We start from the raw sequence: 17,201 nt of genomic DNA, 5'->3' as shown, positions 1-17,201 counted from the left end.
TTTTAGTATGATATTATAATTTGATTTAGGAAGGCTTCTGTATTTCGATATCAAAATGTTCTTTTAGAAGCTCGTTCAATTTTGTTTCTTTTGTAAATTCTATGATCTTAGTATCTGCTCCTTGGGTAATTTTACATTGATTGTCATTTAAAGTAATTCTTCCTGTATCAGTTATCCTGGAGATTACTTTTTTTTGTGTAAAATGAGAATCTTTGCTGGTTTGATGAAATATACACATTTCTTGAAATTCATTAAAATTTCGACCTATAGTTTTAAAAATATATTGTGGAGTCAATACTTCATCTACCACTTCGTTTACTCTTAAATAATCATCATCGAATTTATCAAACTCAAAATAACCAAAATCATCAGATAATTTAACTCCGGGTTTAATTAGTAATGGAGTATATGAGAATTTACCAAATCCTACATCTACCAGATAATCATTGTTATGTATAGAAGTTATTATGGCTAAATGATCATACTCTTTTCCGTACCCTTTTGATGTGTTATAAACCCTACCCGAAATCATTTTTACCTCAAACCCAATTTCTTTTAGTAAATGATAGAATAACCCGTTTAACTCATAGCAAAATCCTCCTCTTTTTTGAACTACTATTTTATTGTAAATAGTATCAACGTTAAGTGTGATTTCGTTATCGTAATGAATGTCTAGATTCTCGAAAGGCACATTTTTTAAGTGAGATTGCTGAAGTTCGAAAAGCACTTTTTTATTAACACTTAAGTCCTTCTTGTACTTTATTCGTTCTAGATAGAGATCAATATCCATTATTGTATTTGATTTATAAAATCCTTCAATTTTGTTTCTACCAAATCAGGAAGGGTATTGTTTTCGACCCAGCAATGTACATCTCCGATATATTTCATTCCCAGATATTTTGATGTTTCTACAAATGGCATATGAAATCCATCTTTTAGTTGTTTATCCGAACCGCAACTAAGTATTGCCATTTCCATTCCTCTTAGTTTTCGACCTGTATCTTTTTCTATTTTTAAACAATCAGAAATTCTATCTAAAAAAGTTTTCAGAATTCCACTCATGGTATACCAATACACAGGAGTTGCAAAAATAATGAGGTCATATTGATTTACGATTTCATGAATTAAAGGGTGAAAATCATCATCTCTATTTTTGAATTCGTAATCAAATTCTGATATATTTTTTGTTTTTAAATCTATTATAGAATAGTTCATTTGCTGGCTAACGAATGAAGCTGCCTTGTATGTATCTCCATTACTATTTGAACTCCCCAGAATTATAATTCCTTTCTTCATCGGGTATGATGTTCTTTTTATATTGTTGATCTGGTTGTTGTTTTCTATAGTTATCTGCTACGATATGCTATGCTGAGACTAAGATAGAAAAAAACCAGCGTGATCATTATGGGTAAACAGCATATGTTTTTGTAATACCAGGTTTTGCGTATTAACTAGATTGATTTCGTTAAGAAGGTTTTAGTAGGATACCGATGGCAGCTTTAATTAGTACATGGTATTTTTATTAGCACTTTTTTCAGGGATTTGCTGGATGGCATCCCAATGCTCTACAATTTTGCCTTTTTCATCAAACCTAAAAAAATCCATAGTTATATATTCATCATTTCCGGGCCAGATTTGATGTGTATGTAATGCTACTAAGTCACCCTCGGCAATACAACGTACAAATTCAATTGATTTCTCGGGGTATTCGATTTGCATTTTTTCGAAGTAATCAATAAACCCCTGGGTACCATCTTTAACATCTGGATTATGTTGAATATACAAATCGCCAACGTAGCATTCTACCGCTTTTTTAGGATTTCCGGTATAGGCAGTTTTGTAGAATGCGATAGCATTCTTTTTGTTTTCTTCTAAGTTCATCATTTTTAGTCTTATTTTACCCTAATTTTACATAGCCGTTACTAAGATAATTTTATTTCTTCGGTATATCATGATGTAGTGATTGTTTAATCCCTGTTTACATGTTAAAACCTCTTGTGTTTATTAACAATTTTAGACTATATATAATAGGGAATAAAGACAAGGATTTATGTGTTCTGAACTAAGGCAATAACATTACTAAAGTCGTTATTTTTTAGATCTTCTTTATCTATACAAAGGTAAAGATGAGCACCGTTTGAACTAAATCCATATCCTTCATGACCTTTCATTTCAAAGGAAATCAAGTTGACATAATTTTGACTCATATCATCATCTTCATGATGTCTTTCGGCCCATTCTTCGGCAATATAATGTTGAACAGAAAAAGGAACACCTAATAACATATTGTGACTAAAAAGCGTGTGTAAATCATTTTTTGGAGTTGGTGGTTTTAAACCAGACTCAAGAGCTATTTTTGTTCGCATTTGGATATTGATAGCTTCGCCCATCATATCGTCTGAAACCTGATCAATTCCGTCAGCATCATCTTCAGAAATATGACCGTCTTCTAGTAATGCAAAATTAAAAGGGTAACGAGGAAGTTGAAAACTATTTTTGAAAGTTATCGTTCTCGTAGCTAGTTTTTGATCATCTGGGATGTTGTTTGGAATATCAACAAGTTCGAGATTTTCTGTATCTGCAAAGAAATAGATTTTAAAAGCATCTTCCAAATCGTCTTCCCACATGATATCGTCTGTTACAGAAGCAAAACATAAAAGAATTCCTTTTTTGGGGAATATGTTCTCTACGTCAAATGGTTTTATTTCTTCAAAATTAAGCTGAAAAAAGAAAGCAAGCGGAGCCTTTTGCCCTAAAGATTGTAAAGGCCACGTAAAACCAGAAGGAGCTGCAGGTTTTCCTCCAAATCTTGAATTTAACAAACTTTGAGTAGATTTGTTCTCATCGACCGAGAAAATAATATTAGGGATAATTGATTTTATAACACCATCGATTTTGTCCCATTCATACTCTTTAATCTCTTCTATAATTAAATTTTTTAAGTCACTCATGTGTCAGGTAGAATTACTATTATTTTGTCTCAAATATAGATTACATTTCTGTTTTTTAGTTCCCTGTTTTCAGTGAAATTGATGAGTTACTTTTTTTCTTCTTTAGATTACTAATTAAGTTTTATTTCGAATAAACTGGCGGGAGCCTTACCATAATGATCGGGTAATCCTTCTGTGTTTTTTAAATCAAAGAATCCTAAAAAGTCAAAACCAGCCTTTTTATAATGTTCTATAAGCTTTACATTGTTGCCTAGTGTATCTAATCGTATATAGTCCTTATTACTTTTTTTGGCATATTCTTTTGACCACTCTACAATGATTGCCACAAAATTTTGACCTCTATAATCGGGATTGGTTGCAATACGATGAATATAGATAGCAGCATCGCCATTTTTTTCTTCCCAAATTTGCTCATCACTAAATGTGATGGTCCATACACAAGCAATCTTGTTATCAATGGTAAGTTTCCATTGCCTGTTTTCTGAGATACTATCTTCTACAAGTTTTCGCTCAAACTCTGGCCAAACAATAACTCCTTCTTTTGATTTTTGATATGCTGAAGCTATTCTGTACAACCTGTATATTTCATCAATATCATCTATTGTGCAATTTTCAATTTTCATACTCTTTTCATTTAGGAAATGTGTATCCAAATGTCTGACTATTTTTAAAGTGCAACAACCCAAAAATTGCTAATGTTTTGTGAATTTTATCAGATATGATTTTACTAAGTGATTTTTGTTTTTTCAATACAAGACGTTACAATCAATTGATTTTTAAAGTACTAATGTGTCATTACTTCTCAATTTCACAATATTTTAATTTTTCCCTTAGATTTTCTATATTAGCAGGATTAATTTTATTTCCATGAACATCTAAATATCTTAATTTGGTCAACTTCTCGATGGATTGAGGTAAATTCGAAATTTTGTTATCGTAGATAGAAATACTTTGTAATGTTTTAAGATTTCCTATAGCATCGGGGAGTCGTTCCAGAGGATTATTTACAATAAAAAGAATTTCTAAATTTTCTAAGTTGATAAAAGAATCCGGAAGCTCTTTAATTGCGTTATTTCTTAAATATATATTTTGTAGTCGTTTAAGATTCCCTATTGAATTAGGTAATTTTCTTATCGGATTGTTTTGTAGATACAAATCGGTTAAGTTGGATAAATTTCCAAGTGATTCGGGTAATTCGGTTAATAAATTTTCTTGCAGGTCTAAGTCTTTTAATTGTTTTAGACATTCTATAGATTTGGGTAGTTTTTCAAGCATATTTAACCGTAAATCCAGACGTTCTAAATTGGTGAGTTGGCATATTTGCCCTGTTATATTAGACAAATTATTACCATAGAGCCTTAGTACTTTTAAGTTTTTAAAACTCCCGATAATTTTAGGAATACTATCTAATTTTCCGTGGGATAAATCCAGTTCTTCAATATTTTCTTTTTTATCGATTAACTCTTCTAGAAACTCGATAACACTTTGATTACCTTTTCTATCATTTACCAGAGTGTATGAAGATTTTTGAGCATGGATAGAAGTGCTGATGAATAGTGTAAAAAGAAAAATTAAGATTATTTTCATAGGGCTCGATTTGGTACTGGCAATAACAGTATTTGTAATAGAATACATATACTTGTTTGTATTTATTTTAAAACTTCACATGGTCAATATGAGCTTATATCAAAAATACGGTTTTACAAAATAGAATGTGTTGTTTTTGATAGGTATTTATAGCATTTTAGTATTGCTGGTGGGTGGAGTTTATTTTTTACTAAGTAATGTATTTATTTCTGTATTCACTCCACCACATACAATTACTAAAACGGTTTCATTTTCTGTTATCAATTTAGGATGAAAATAAGGAACAGAAAGTGCTGCTCCACATGCCGGTTCAACGATTACATTATATTCATCCAAAAAAATAAATGAAGCATCAATAGCTTCTTTATCACTAACGGTGATTGGTTTAACATTGAAATGAGATGCTAGTTCTAATGATTTATCAGCAATTTTTTTTGCTCCTAAACTGGTTGCAATAGAGGATATTTCTTCTAATTCTATAATTTTTTTTGCTTGCCAACTTTTATAAAATGATGCTGCACCTGTAGTTTCGGTTGTAATTACCTGAGTGTTTTCCCATCCATTTTTTTTCATTCCTTCGAGTATTCCGCAAAGTAAGCCTCCGCCACCAACAGATACTATAATTTTGTCGGGTTGTTTTATTTGTCTTGCACATTCATCGATAATAGTCGAATGGCCTTTCCAAAGTAAAGGATCATCAAACGGAGAAACATAAACAGCACCTGTCTCTTCCGAAATTTTCTGGGCGTATCGATGAGCTTCATCCCAAACATTACCATATACTTCGACTTCGGTCCCTAAATTTGCTATTTTGTTAATCATAAATGCAGAAGTTGTTTTAGGAACGACTACTTTAACTTTTACACCTATATGTTTCCCAACGTATGCTAAAGAATATCCTGCATTTCCGCCTGAAGAAGCAATAAAGTTTTTTTTCCCTTTTTCGAAATGAAAGCGGCATAATTCTTCCATACCTCTAATTTTGAAAGAACCGGTTGGTTGATAGCAGTCTAACTTATAATATATATTTTTTTGTTGCTCTCTTTTTAATTTATGTGATCTATAAATTGGGGTTTCTATGTAAAGTTTATGGTCCATCTGTTATTTTAAAATTGCCTAGCGATACTATATATATTGAGTATGCGCATATTAGTTTGAATTTATTTTAAAAACTCATCTAATAGACTGTATAAGTGTATATCAAAAATAAGGTTTTACAATATAGGATATGATATTTTGAATGTCTTTTACCCTAGAGATCATTAATTAAACGACTTTCTAAATTCTAAAGGAGACATTTCTGTTTTATTCTTGAAAAGTTTGCTAAAAGATGCTGGATGCTCAAAACCCAAACTGTAAGCAATTTCGCTTATTGAAAGTGGTGTAGTAGATAGTTGTTCTTTTGCTTTTTCTATTAATTTATTATGAATATGTTGCTGCGTACTTTGCCCTGTAAGTGATTTGAGCATACTACTTAAATAATTTGGAGAAAGATTTAAGCAATTAGCAACCCATAAAACTGTTGGTAAACCTTTGTCATCCATGCTTTCATCGTTAAAATAGTCTAGCAAAACTTTTTCAAATTTATGTAATATTTGATGATTAGGTATTTTACGAGTAATAAACTGCCTTTCATAGAATCGCTCGGCATAATTGAGTAGTAATTCTAACTGCGAAATAATAATCTTCTGACTAAATTTATCAATATTAGATTGGTATTCATGACGTATAGTATTCAAAAGATTTACCATCATTAGCTCTTCTTTTTCAGAAAGAAAAAGGGCTTCATTTATAGTATACCCAAAAAAGCCATAGTGTTTGATTTGATGCGCTAAAGGTGAATTCCATAAAAAATTGGGATGTATCAATAATAGCCAACCAGAAGGTGTATGGTTTTTGATATTTGGATTGTTTCTTAAGCTCATCACTTGATTTGGCGAAACGAAAGTCATTACGCCTTCATCAAAATCATATTCTTGTTGACCGTAAAAAAACTTATGCACCACATTACGTTTTAACCCAATAGTATAATAATCTTGTCTCCATTGCAAATCATTAATGTCTGATGAGTACTTAACATTACTATAGTCTATTAGACTAATTAACGGATGTTCAGGAGGATTGATATGAGCTAGTTTATGATAATCACTAACCTTTTTTAAGTGTATTATGTCTTTCATTATTATAAATTTATGGAAAAGATTTTATACCAACATTCCTCCTGACACTTCAATGCGTTGGCCGTTAATCCAACCTGCTTTATCAGAACATAAAAAAGCAACAGTACCTCCGATATCTTCGGCTTCACCAACACGACCTAATGCTGTAATATTAGCTATAATGGCTCTTTTTTCTTCATTATCCCGATTACTGCCTCCAGCAAAATCGGTTGCTATAGCTCCGGGAGCAATAACATTGGCCGTAATTTTATGTTGCCCCAATTCTTTTGCTAAATAACGTGTAAATACTTCTATGCCACCTTTCATCATAGCATAGGCAGACATCCCAGGTAAACTAAAACGCGTCAATCCACTAGAAATATTAATAATTCGCCCGCCTCTATTAAGATATGGTAATGCTTTTTGTGTTAAAAAATATACACTTTTGAGGTGTACATTCATCATTTCGTCGAATTGTTCTTCAGTAGTATCAGATGTCAAATTGAAAGTTCCTGTTCCAGCATTATTAATTAAAAAATCAAAGTTAGGATTGCCGTTTTGTTGCTTTAGATAATCTGTGGCTTTAACCATAAATTCTTGCCCACTTTTATAGTTATTCGCATCAAAAGGAAAAGCTACTGCTTTTTGCCCAATGGATTCTATTTCTAAAATAACTTCCTTTGCTTTTTTATCGTTGGTATGATAGGAGAAGATAATGTGTATGCCATCCTTTGCAAGATTAAGTGCCATATCTCTTCCTAAACCTCGACTTGCTCCTGTTATAATTGCTGTTTGTTGACTCATTTTTATATTTGTTTTTAATTACAATACAAAGTTGAGTTAATGCAGAAAACTATAATATTCCAAATCTATGGTTGTCTTATCCAAATCTAATGTGTAAAGATCAATTCCTGCCAATAGTACGATATGCATACCAGTACACATATCTCCGATGATTTTTTAAAACTCATATAATATGGGTGAGTTTATCCCAAAAATGAGGTTATTGATGTTTTATGCAGGATGTATATCATTATAAGAGAGGTTTTAGTGATAGCAATTATTTTTATCGTAAAAATTTCTTCTAAAAAGTGTGATGTTTTTACATGTAACGATACTAATAGAGTGTATCTAAAATTACATACTTATGAAACAACCCAGCCATAGTTTTGCTTTTTTTCTACGTAAATTCTTCCAGTTTTATAAACGCGAAGTCAAACAGTTTAATGCTATTTTAGGAATTAAACCTGGTAACTCCTCACGTAAATGTTAATGGCTTAGTATAATGTTATACCTAATATACCTAAGTGTTGTTTTACGTTATTTGGGTATCACTTCTACTTTGTATCCGTATTTTAAAGATTTGAAAAAAGACTGTTGATTCTCGAATACATATCCGTTTGCTATAAATTTCATTTCATATGTATCGGTTTTTAATTCAAGGCTTGTTTCTTCGATAGCCAGATACCAATGCATCAATTTCATCTTTGGTTGGATAACTATTTAGGTTTTTTAGAATACCCCAAATCTCGTTTAACGATTTTTCTTCTGTATTAGAAAATCATAATAGTTTTAAATGCTATCGATTTTTATTTTTTGTTTGCGAATGTCGGTAAGAAGATGTCTTTCATTATTGCAAAAGGTAACTTATCCTCTTGCGAGTTGTATGCACCTCCTGTAAATACAGCAACCATATCCAGTTCAGGAAAAATCATGATATATTGCCCTCCGTTTCCAGTTGCTGTTTTAGAAACCATCATTTTTTCGCCTACTTTAAATGGAATATTCCACCACAAATAGCCGTAATCAATTCCTGTAATTTTTGTTTTTGGAGTAGTCGATTCCTCAATCCATTTTTTAGAAACAATTTGTCTTTCATTCCACTTTCCATTATTGAGTATCAATTGCCCAATTTTAGCCATATTACGAGAGGTCATATATAACCTTTTTCCCGAAGGAATCACTTTTTTATTCGAAGTATGCTCCCAACTTATATTAGTAATGCCTAGTGGATTGAATAGATATTGTTGAGCAAATGTATCGATTGTCATTTTTGAAGCTAGACTTATTATTTCGGCTATTAATACTACGCCCATAGAGCAATAATTAGAGACTGTTCCTGGTTCGTTAACCATTGGTAAATTAAGTGTATATTGAAGCCAGTCCTTTTTTTTATACACTCTATCCTCTTGCCCTGCTGATTTCTTGTCCCAGTCATTACAATCAAATCCAGGAGACATTGTTAATAGATGTCTGATTGTAATTTTATTTTTTCTCTCGTCAAGATTTTTAGTTGGCACCAGATTTTTGAGATACTTTGATATGGGATCGTCGATACTATCAATGAATCCTTTATCAATTGCAATCCCTAATAAAATTGACCTTATGCTTTTTGTTGAAGAGCGGAGGTCGTGTTGTTTATTTACAGAATGGTCGTTGAAATATTCCTCAATAACGATTTGATTATTTTTTACTAATAAAATACTGTGCAACTTGTTTTTACTATTCTGTATTTGGTTAAATAATTGATAGATTCTTGTGGTATCTATATTCTGTGAGTGCAGATTGCTTGTTTCCCATCCATCCTCAAGATTTTTTGGCTGAGAATATTTATATGAATTTTGTCCGTAGCAAAATGTACTAATTATGAGAATAAAAAATGTTTGGGTTGCTATGTTTTTCATAGTAAAGAGTAGCCACAATATACGTACCAATTTTTATTTAAAAGTTCATTTTATACATAAGGGCACATTTCAAAAATACGGTTTTAGAAAACATGATTTGATATCTTGGTAGGATTGATTTTGTTATATAGATACGTTATAACTATAGGGAGAATTAAACTTTTTAACGGTTTTAGTCCAGAGTGAATCGAAAGGATCAGCTCATGGTTTGATTGCGATACGATAAAAAATTGAGTAGAAATGAGTGTTCCTATACCTAGCCACATCAACGCTGGCCCTATATTTTTTCTGAAAATAATTAGGGCTAGACTAATAATTATAATACCTCTAAGAATACTCTGTATCGTTATTATGGCCGAAACAAGAATAGCATCTTGAAATGAGTGTAAGAAATTATTTGAGTTTACCATATCATCTTCAAAATAGATGGTATATAGCTTAGATATGTGATAAAATAATAAAAAGAGGATAGGAACTACTATAGCTATTTTTGAAATTTTTGAAGTCGATTTCATATGGGCTTGTAATTATGTTATAGGTATGTAGATCAATAGACTCAATAGGTATTGTGCTATTTATCATTCTGCTTTATGTTGATTATTCTTTGCTCAAAGCGAAGCGGAGATGGTAACGGATTTTCATATTCACTAAATTTTTCATTTAGATATGCATTATGTTTACTTCTCTTCTGATGAATTAAATCGTAATGCGTAAATGTTGTCCATAATACCGATTTTAATAAGGTCTTTTCTTCGTTCCACATTAGCATTTCTACCAGAATATCGCTGGCATTCCATTCTAATATTGTTGATAGTATGATTACTTTTTCCATTAACTGCGCAGGATTAAAATATGCGATTTGATTTTGAGTCACTAACCAGCTTCTACCTGTTTTTTTCGCATACTGATACACATCAAAATCATAATTATTTGCCAAATGATCTTCTCTAGCATTTATAAAATAATCTATATACCTGGAGTTGTTTAAATGATTGAATGGATCACAATCAGGAAAACGAATCACTGCTATACTTTCTGGGGTTTTGGTTATTTTCATAATGCTTCTGTCATTTTTCCAATATTTACTCCTTCTGCCGTGGTAAATTTTATATCACGAACGTATTCCATATCTCCCCATAGGTATGCATTTCCTTTTAATCCTTTTGTTGTCTTCATCCGTCTGTTTAGTCTTGAGATCTCAATATCGGTAGCTTTTCTTTTCTCTCCTAACACTCCATAGAGTCTAATAGCGGGATAAGAATCAAATTTTAATTTGTAAAGTGCTTTTATCCAAAACCATTTGCTGCTATTCACGCCTAAAACACATACGTTTTTATTTGTTTTTACATTATCGGGTATTTTTTTAGGAAATTTCTCAAAATAGAAACCAGTTTGATCTTTGTTTAAAAAAAATGTTCCTATTGGTGTTACCGTTGGTTTGTTATCATTGTCTACAGAAGCTATAGCAACCGATAAGCTGGTCTTATAGGTAGCATTAAAATGCTTTCTGATAAATCTCCAGTTTGCGATACTATTCATTTTATTCCTTTTACATAATGTAAAAGTCAATATTTGGAAACAGAAATCTTTTGATATAGATCAAATTCGACTATTTCTGTGCTCTAATTCGGCTTAGGGTCTCTTGGGTTATACCGATGTACGAAGCAATATCACCTAATGAAATATGTAATTCTATTTTAGGATATTCTTTTAAAAGAAAGTCATATCGTTCTTTTGCCGTAGAGAACTGAAGATATACGACCCTTTTCTGTAGTTGAAGCATTATTTTGGTAATAGCATTTCTTGTAAATCGTTCAAAATCGTGATATTTATTAGAAAGGATATTGATATGTTTCCGGTTAAACTCTAATAAGATACTATCTTCGGTAAGTTCTATATAATGCTCACTAGGGTGGCCCAAAAAATAACCGGTAATTGCACAGATAAATTCATGCTCAAAAGAAAACCAGTCTGCTATGGCTTTTCCATCTTTTAAATGATATGCCTTTGCACTCCCTTTATAGATATAAAAAAGCTTATTTGTATAACTACCTTCACGTACCAACTGAGTACCTTTTTCTAATTCTAACATTAAAATATCGCTTTTCCACTCTTCAATGATTTCATTTGACAGCGTATCATATTGGCTTGTTATTTTAGCAATAATTTCATCTAACATTGAATTATTTTTTTGACGCATCAGATATACTTAGGACTACATATAGTTATGATTTGACTATGGAAAGATAATGAATTCGAACCATAAAATAGTTTTTCGAAAGGCCTATTCTGAGTTTGTCTAGGGTACAGCATTACATGGTTTTTATAACATTAGGGACTTCTGCAACAGTGATTATTATTTGTTATTTTCTTTTTGCGATTTGACTTTCTTTTCCATTAAAATAAGTCAATTCTTTTCCATCATTCGAAAAAGAGATATATCTGTATGGTACTTGTCCTTTGATATGAAATTTGGTATCAGAAAGCGTAGAGAGCTCAAATATATATGCGCCTTTTCTTCGCAGCATTAATTTCTTATCTTGAAAAATTAGTTCATCAATTTCCTCATTTTTATATTGGTACATTCCTTCGTAATTTTTTGCATTCTCTGGAAGCGGAGTACTAGCATTGTAGTCAACAGAAATTGTTTTTTCAATGGTTTGAGCATGTACGGTATTGTTTCCGCTAAAAGCCAAAGCTAATTTTTTAATTTCTTCATCTTGAGTTATTTCATCCGGAGCTTTACCGGCAAGTGATAGTTCTTTGATTCTTTCGATCCATTGTATTGAATTTTTTCTATACGCATTAAGTTCTGTTTTATCAGAAGATAATTTACCATGACCGGCTACGATAACAGTATTTTCGTTTCCAAGAGATAATGCTTTATCTACAAAATTTATATGACCATTACTACCACCTCCGTAATAAAAATGCGGAAAGAAATTAGTCATATAGGTATCTCCCATAAAAATGGTGTTATTTTTAGTGAAATAAATAAGCACGTCGTCAAAAGTGTGTGAAGTAATATGATAAAGCTCAATTCTTTCATTTTCTAAATCGAGTGTATACTCGTTTTTAAAAGTAAGATCATATTTTGCACCGGTATATTTAATGTTTTCTTGAGAAATGATTGTTGCCCCTAATTCTGCAAAGAATGAATTTGCCCCGGTATGATCTTCATGATCATGTGTGTTGATTACATATTTAATAGGTTTATTAGAAAACTCTTTTATTTTTTCTAATAAGGCCTGGTGATTATTAGAGCCTGTCATAGGATCAATTAAAATTATTTCTTTATTTCCTATAAAAACACCAACGTTTGTATGGTAATTATTAGATTTTATGACATAAAGGTTATCTGTTATCTTCTGTTGTGTAAAATTAGATTCTTGTTCTAATTTTGTTTCATGTCGAACTACTATTTCACTTTTTTCTTTTGTTTTTTGCTCTAAGCAGGAAGTGAAAAATACACAAAGAAAAATTAGCATCAATTGTTTTATATGGGGTAAGCGTATTAATTGAATATTCATGATTTGTTTTATATATGATGTAAAAACTATTAATTAGCAAGAGAATACAAAACCAAAAGTATTATTTTATTTTAATTATTGCGTCTTTGCATTTTTCAATAGTATCATAGATTTCTAATGTTTTATCCTTTAGATTAACGTTTATATACGAACTACATATGGCCTGAAAATGTTTCGGTTCTAGAGCTATGATTTGTTTTTGATTCACTGTTTTATTTTCAATTTTTAAATGATAATTTTTATTGCTACAAGACTGAAATAATGTAACAAAATAGTTAGGGCTCGAAAAATTTTTAAGGCTAAACTCTTCTAAGTTTTGCGAAACATCATACATCGTATGCGATAATAATGTACTATTCTTTTTTTGCTGATAAAAAGAAACAATCCTATTATTACTATCTTTTACAGGAGCATAGGTGCTATCTAATAATTGTATTGCATATTCGTGGTTAGGGTGTATAGATTCTTTTTTCAAAATTAAAATTTTGTGACACATAAAACCCCACCCACAATGTTGTGCTATTGCATATTGAGTTCCCAATAACAATAGTATTAAGAAGAGAATGTTTTTTTTCGTATGTAGCGTAATCATTTGTTATTTACATAAAATTTTCAATTCTAATATTTATTTGATAAACTTCTCTATATGAATTCTTAATTTAGAACAAAGATAAATTTAGGTATATTTTTATCTCTCACTGTTTTCAGTGAAAATGGTTACAAAATGTTTTTTTATTAAATGAACGTGAATTCGATGTAAGGATTTAGTTTTAAAAAGCCGTCAAATTGAGTGATTTTTCTTATGTAGAACTTAGGTTAAATGAGTTCATTTATAAGATATGTCATGATATGATTTGTAGGTTTGTTATACAATTACGTTTAAATATATAACTATGCTTTTATAGTGTATATAGGATCAATAGAGTGTTTATGAAAAAGAAAGAAGATAGAGCCAATAGAATAAAAAAGCCCTGGCCAACTAAAGATGCTATGGAGCAGGTTTATAAAATGAAACTTTGGGGAGGTAATACATCTGATTTTTATTCGGGTGCAGGGTCACATCAACCCGAGATTGTAGATCCATATATAAACGTTGTGACTTCATTTTTAACATCTTTTAAATGCCCTCTTACAGTATGTGATTTAGGTTGTGGAGATTTTAATGTAGGAAAAGAATTGGTAAAGCATACGAAACGGTATGTTGCGGTAGATATAGTAACAGATCTTATAACATATAATAAAGAAAATTTTAAAGCAGAAAATTTAGAATTTCATTGTCTGGATATTGCAGTAGATGATCTGCCTTCTGGGGATTGCGCTATAGTAAGACAAGTGTTACAACATCTATCGAATGCAGAAGTACAAAGTGTAGTGAGTAAGTTAACCGATTTTAAATATGTTATTTTAACAGAGCATTTACCTGAAGGCGATTTTGTACCTAATAAAAATATTATTTCTGGACAAGGGATTAGACTAAAAAAACAAAGTGGTTTAAACATATTAGCACCACCATTTAATGTTAAGGTAAAAGAAGAAAAACAATTGGTATCTATTACTTTAAATGATCATCGAGGGGTTATTACAACTACATTGTATAGTTTTTAAACTATAGCTGTTTTTATACCAAGGGTTACATTCATAAGCACTAATTTTTCAGAAAAAAAACTAATTTAAAGATAAAAGCGGTATAGGCGTCAACCCGAACCGCTTTTATTAGATATGTTTTTGCAGCTAGTATTATTCAGAAACTTTTTTAAGATTGGCTAACCCTTTCTCAAAGACAGATCCTACTTTACCTTCCATCATTAAATTACCCATAATTCTTTTTAAAGGATTGTATCCTAAATTTACTTTAACCGTCCATGTAACTGTGGTTGTGTTATGATCCTTATTAAACAACCAGTTACCATTTGCAAAACCGCCATCTTCAAAAGTAATTAGTGTCTTAATGCGTTTATTCAAATCACTTTCAATGATTTCAACACTTCCATTTCCTTTTCCTTGATTATAAATCAATTTTGAACCAACACCAGCAGTTGCCCCCAGTGTTTTTTTAATTACTTTAGTATAGTCCATTCCTTCTTCGTGCCATGGCCCGCCCCATTTTTTCCAGTTTTCCATAGCATTTACATGATTAAAAACATGTTCTACCGGCGCATGAATTACAGTAGATCTGCTTACTTCTTTTTGTGTAGAAAAGAATAGCGATACCACACTTATCAAAAGAATTAGTAGTAGTATTCCTAAACCTATTTTTTTAAATATCTTCATTACTATAAGTCTTTAGAATTCCAGGCGGTATCTGCCTTTTGGATTCGATTGGGTAATAGTTTGAATAAAAATTTTGCTACACCATTAGAAAAAGCATAATGTTTTCCATTTTTAGTTAAAACATATTTAGTACTTGTCTTAACCGTTGTTTTTCCTGTGCTTACGGCAAATGCACAGTTTCCGTTATATTCTAGATTTTTCATTGCTTTGCATTTTAATTTATACCTTCCATTTGTTTAATAGCTCTAACTTCTATAGTACCTTCTGCGTCTTCAAACATTGGGTTTGCTTTTGCAATTTCGATAGCTTCTTCTAAGTTCTTTGCTACTATATGGAAATAGCCTACAATTACTTCTTTAGACTCATTAAAAGGGCCATCTTTAAAAACGCCTTTGTTTCCATGAATAATAGCACCTTTCATTTCCAAAGGTTGTGCTCCTTTTAATTTTCCAGCTTCCATTAGTCCTCCAATGTACATTCCTATTTTTTGAACATGAGCTTGTTGTTGCTCTGGCGAGAGCCCTTCTAAATGGTCTCCTTTGGTTTTGATAAAAATCATAAATTCTTGCATAGTTTAATTTTTTGACTAATTAATAATTATTGTCTTATACCCTTAAGTCAAACGAAAGGAGGTAAAAGGGACATTGAAACCTTAAAAAAATTAAATTTTTTTAGAATATTCTTTTAATCTGTTGTTAATCAATGCTTTTGAGTTTTTGTTAAGCGGTAGCTTTAAAGCATTGTTTAATAATTCGATAGCGATTTTTGGTTCATTATTTTTAAAATGAAGCTCTGCCTTGGTGGTGTAATACGGTAAATAAGAGAGAAAGATAGAATCACCCTCTATGTTATTGAGTTGCTCAAGCGCTTCTTGACTATTGGTTAATTTGGCAATAACAACAACTCTATTAAGTAGAACAAGTGGCGAATTATCAATATCTACCAGCAAATCATAAAGAGCCAAAATACTTTCCCAGTCTGTAGATTCGTAGGTTTTGGCTGTACAATGATGAGCAGATATGGTAGCAAGTATATGGTAAATAGAAATTTCGTTTTGTTTTGCCGAAAATTCTAGATAATAAAGTCCTTTTTTGATTAAAGCTTTATCCCATTTATTTCTGTCTTGATGTTCTAAGTTTAAGAGATTGTTAGATTTGTCTATTCTAGAATCGAAACGAGATGTGTTTAAAGACATTAAGGCCAATAGGGCATAGGTTTGAGACGAATTTATATTAGCATTAGAGGCAATAATCTCAGCAAGTCTTATGGCTTCTTCACATAATTCAAAACGAATTATAGTATCTCCAGAAGTAGCATTGTAGCCTTCGTTAAACAAAAGATAAATAGTTTCCAGAACACTTGATAACCTGTGCTCTAGTTTTTTTCCAACGGGTACTTCGAATGGGATATTGGCTTCCTTAATCGTTTTTCTTGCTCTAACTAATCTTTTGTTGATATTTTCATTAGTTGTCAGAAATGCTTTTGCGATTTCGGGTATACTAAATCCACATAGTGTTTTTAGGGTTAGCGCTATTTGTGAGTCGGTAGAAATAGAAGGATGACAGCAGGTAAATATCATTCGTAATTGGTCATCTGCAATTTCTTTATCGGTAAATATATGTTTTAGAGCAGCTGCTACCGTCCATTCTGATTGTAAGTGACGGGCAACTTCTGATGCATGTTCTCGCTTGTATTGTTCTCTATTAACAATATTTACAGCTTTATACTTAGCAACTTTATATATCCATCCGGTAGGGTTATCAGGAATTCCTTCATACGACCATTTATTTAGGGCTTCGAGCATAGCCTCCTGTACTACATCTTCGGCAAGCTCTATATTCGAAGTTCCAAATGTTTTTGTGAGTACAGCAACTAATTTACCATATTCATGTCTGAACAGATGATCTATTTTCTTCCTTATATTTGTTTTACTACCGGTCATTTTTATGTTGACTACAATATTGAGTACAAAATACGTTTTACTTTATTTTTTTACTCCACTCACGTTGCCTTATTTTA

The 17,201-nt window shown here is 31.3% G+C and carries 22 protein-coding genes; 1 reads left to right on the top strand and 21 read right to left on the bottom strand.

The window, feature by feature from the left end; all coding sequences use genetic code 11:
• Window positions 1–25: 25 nt before the first annotated feature.
• From NNL09_RS02295 to NNL09_RS02215, 17 genes are all read right to left on the bottom strand, one after another.
• A complete protein-coding gene (locus NNL09_RS02295; RefSeq protein WP_196908991.1) occupies window positions 26–790 on the bottom strand; it encodes an arylamine N-acetyltransferase in 765 nt (254 codons plus the stop codon).
• Entirely contained in the window at window positions 790–1,296 is a 507-nt protein-coding gene (locus tag NNL09_RS02290; protein WP_196908990.1) for a flavodoxin family protein, read from the bottom strand. Before NNL09_RS02290 ends, NNL09_RS02295 begins: the two co-directional genes overlap by 1 nt.
• Window positions 1,297–1,503: 207 nt before the next feature.
• Window positions 1,504–1,881: a nuclear transport factor 2 family protein gene (locus NNL09_RS02285; protein WP_196909466.1), complete on the bottom strand. Its 378-nt coding sequence runs from the start codon at window positions 1,879–1,881 to the stop codon at window positions 1,504–1,506.
• A gap of 167 nt (window positions 1,882–2,048) precedes the next feature.
• The gene (locus NNL09_RS02280) at window positions 2,049–2,951 is read right to left on the bottom strand and encodes a DUF1963 domain-containing protein (RefSeq protein ID WP_196908989.1); all 903 of its coding nucleotides are present in this window, start codon (window positions 2,949–2,951) and stop codon (window positions 2,049–2,051) included.
• Between the two features lie 110 nt (window positions 2,952–3,061).
• Window positions 3,062–3,574: a GNAT family N-acetyltransferase gene (locus NNL09_RS02275; protein ID WP_196908988.1), complete on the bottom strand. Its 513-nt coding sequence runs from the start codon at window positions 3,572–3,574 to the stop codon at window positions 3,062–3,064.
• Between the two features lie 172 nt (window positions 3,575–3,746).
• Entirely contained in the window at window positions 3,747–4,538 is a 792-nt protein-coding gene (locus NNL09_RS02270) for a leucine-rich repeat domain-containing protein (protein ID WP_196908987.1), read from the bottom strand.
• Between the two features lie 180 nt (window positions 4,539–4,718).
• The gene (locus tag NNL09_RS02265; RefSeq protein ID WP_196908986.1) at window positions 4,719–5,636 is read right to left on the bottom strand and encodes a pyridoxal-phosphate dependent enzyme; all 918 of its coding nucleotides are present in this window, start codon (window positions 5,634–5,636) and stop codon (window positions 4,719–4,721) included.
• Between the two features lie 164 nt (window positions 5,637–5,800).
• The gene (locus tag NNL09_RS02260; protein ID WP_196908985.1) at window positions 5,801–6,718 is read right to left on the bottom strand and encodes an AraC family transcriptional regulator; all 918 of its coding nucleotides are present in this window, start codon (window positions 6,716–6,718) and stop codon (window positions 5,801–5,803) included.
• 24 nt (window positions 6,719–6,742) lie between these two features.
• Complete coding sequence (locus tag NNL09_RS02255) at window positions 6,743–7,501, bottom strand: SDR family NAD(P)-dependent oxidoreductase (protein WP_196908984.1); 759 nt, start codon at window positions 7,499–7,501, stop codon at window positions 6,743–6,745.
• 516 nt (window positions 7,502–8,017) lie between these two features.
• Window positions 8,018–8,182 (bottom strand): hypothetical protein, encoded by a 165-nt coding sequence (locus tag NNL09_RS02250; protein ID WP_160170136.1) that lies wholly within the window; start codon window positions 8,180–8,182, stop codon window positions 8,018–8,020.
• A 104-nt stretch (window positions 8,183–8,286) separates the two neighbouring features.
• Window positions 8,287–9,381, bottom strand: coding sequence for a serine hydrolase (locus NNL09_RS02245; RefSeq protein WP_196908983.1), 1,095 nt, complete (start codon window positions 9,379–9,381; stop codon window positions 8,287–8,289).
• Window positions 9,382–9,464: 83 nt separating this feature from the next.
• Entirely contained in the window at window positions 9,465–9,896 is a 432-nt protein-coding gene (locus tag NNL09_RS02240; protein ID WP_196908982.1) for a hypothetical protein, read from the bottom strand.
• 56 nt (window positions 9,897–9,952) lie between these two features.
• Window positions 9,953–10,438 (bottom strand): thioesterase family protein, encoded by a 486-nt coding sequence (locus tag NNL09_RS02235; protein ID WP_196908981.1) that lies wholly within the window; start codon window positions 10,436–10,438, stop codon window positions 9,953–9,955.
• On the bottom strand, window positions 10,435–10,920 hold the full coding sequence (locus tag NNL09_RS02230; RefSeq protein ID WP_196908980.1) for a pyridoxamine 5'-phosphate oxidase family protein: 486 nt from the start codon (window positions 10,918–10,920) through the stop codon (window positions 10,435–10,437). The genes NNL09_RS02235 and NNL09_RS02230 overlap by 4 nt, the downstream gene beginning before the upstream one ends.
• Window positions 10,921–10,990: 70 nt before the next feature.
• A complete protein-coding gene (locus NNL09_RS02225; RefSeq protein ID WP_025667107.1) occupies window positions 10,991–11,560 on the bottom strand; it encodes a Crp/Fnr family transcriptional regulator in 570 nt (189 codons plus the stop codon).
• Window positions 11,561–11,744: 184 nt separating this feature from the next.
• Window positions 11,745–12,911, bottom strand: a complete 1,167-nt coding sequence (locus NNL09_RS02220; RefSeq protein ID WP_196908979.1) for an MBL fold metallo-hydrolase — start codon at window positions 12,909–12,911, stop codon at window positions 11,745–11,747.
• A 61-nt stretch (window positions 12,912–12,972) separates the two neighbouring features.
• Window positions 12,973–13,386 carry a hypothetical protein gene (locus NNL09_RS02215; RefSeq protein WP_196908978.1) on the bottom strand — a complete coding sequence of 138 codons (414 nt, stop codon included), beginning with the start codon at window positions 13,384–13,386 and terminating at the stop codon, window positions 12,973–12,975.
• A 455-nt stretch (window positions 13,387–13,841) separates the two neighbouring features.
• Here NNL09_RS02215 and NNL09_RS02210 point away from each other — a divergent pair, with 455 nt between their 5' ends.
• A complete protein-coding gene (locus NNL09_RS02210) occupies window positions 13,842–14,516 on the top strand; it encodes a class I SAM-dependent methyltransferase (protein ID WP_196908977.1) in 675 nt (224 codons plus the stop codon).
• 132 nt (window positions 14,517–14,648) lie between these two features.
• Here NNL09_RS02210 and NNL09_RS02205 read toward each other — a convergent pair whose 3' ends face one another.
• The 4 genes from NNL09_RS02205 to NNL09_RS02190 all read right to left on the bottom strand — a co-directional run bounded on the left by NNL09_RS02205 (window position 14,649) and on the right by NNL09_RS02190 (window position 17,124).
• Window positions 14,649–15,182 (bottom strand): SRPBCC family protein, encoded by a 534-nt coding sequence (locus tag NNL09_RS02205; RefSeq protein ID WP_196908976.1) that lies wholly within the window; start codon window positions 15,180–15,182, stop codon window positions 14,649–14,651.
• A gap of 2 nt (window positions 15,183–15,184) precedes the next feature.
• A complete protein-coding gene (locus tag NNL09_RS02200; protein ID WP_025667102.1) occupies window positions 15,185–15,385 on the bottom strand; it encodes a hypothetical protein in 201 nt (66 codons plus the stop codon).
• An 11-nt stretch (window positions 15,386–15,396) separates the two neighbouring features.
• Window positions 15,397–15,753: a YciI family protein gene (locus NNL09_RS02195; protein ID WP_025667101.1), complete on the bottom strand. Its 357-nt coding sequence runs from the start codon at window positions 15,751–15,753 to the stop codon at window positions 15,397–15,399.
• Window positions 15,754–15,843: 90 nt separating this feature from the next.
• Window positions 15,844–17,124 carry an RNA polymerase sigma factor gene (locus NNL09_RS02190; RefSeq protein WP_196908975.1) on the bottom strand — a complete coding sequence of 427 codons (1,281 nt, stop codon included), beginning with the start codon at window positions 17,122–17,124 and terminating at the stop codon, window positions 15,844–15,846.
• Window positions 17,125–17,201: the final 77 nt, after the last annotated feature.

Origin of the sequence: Aquimarina sp. EL_43 (assembly GCF_943422735.1) — a bacterium.
Classification (GTDB): domain Bacteria; phylum Bacteroidota; class Bacteroidia; order Flavobacteriales; family Flavobacteriaceae; genus Aquimarina; species Aquimarina megaterium.
The sequence above is the reverse complement of the archived record's forward strand: the minus strand, read 5'-3'. Positions and strand labels throughout refer to the sequence as shown.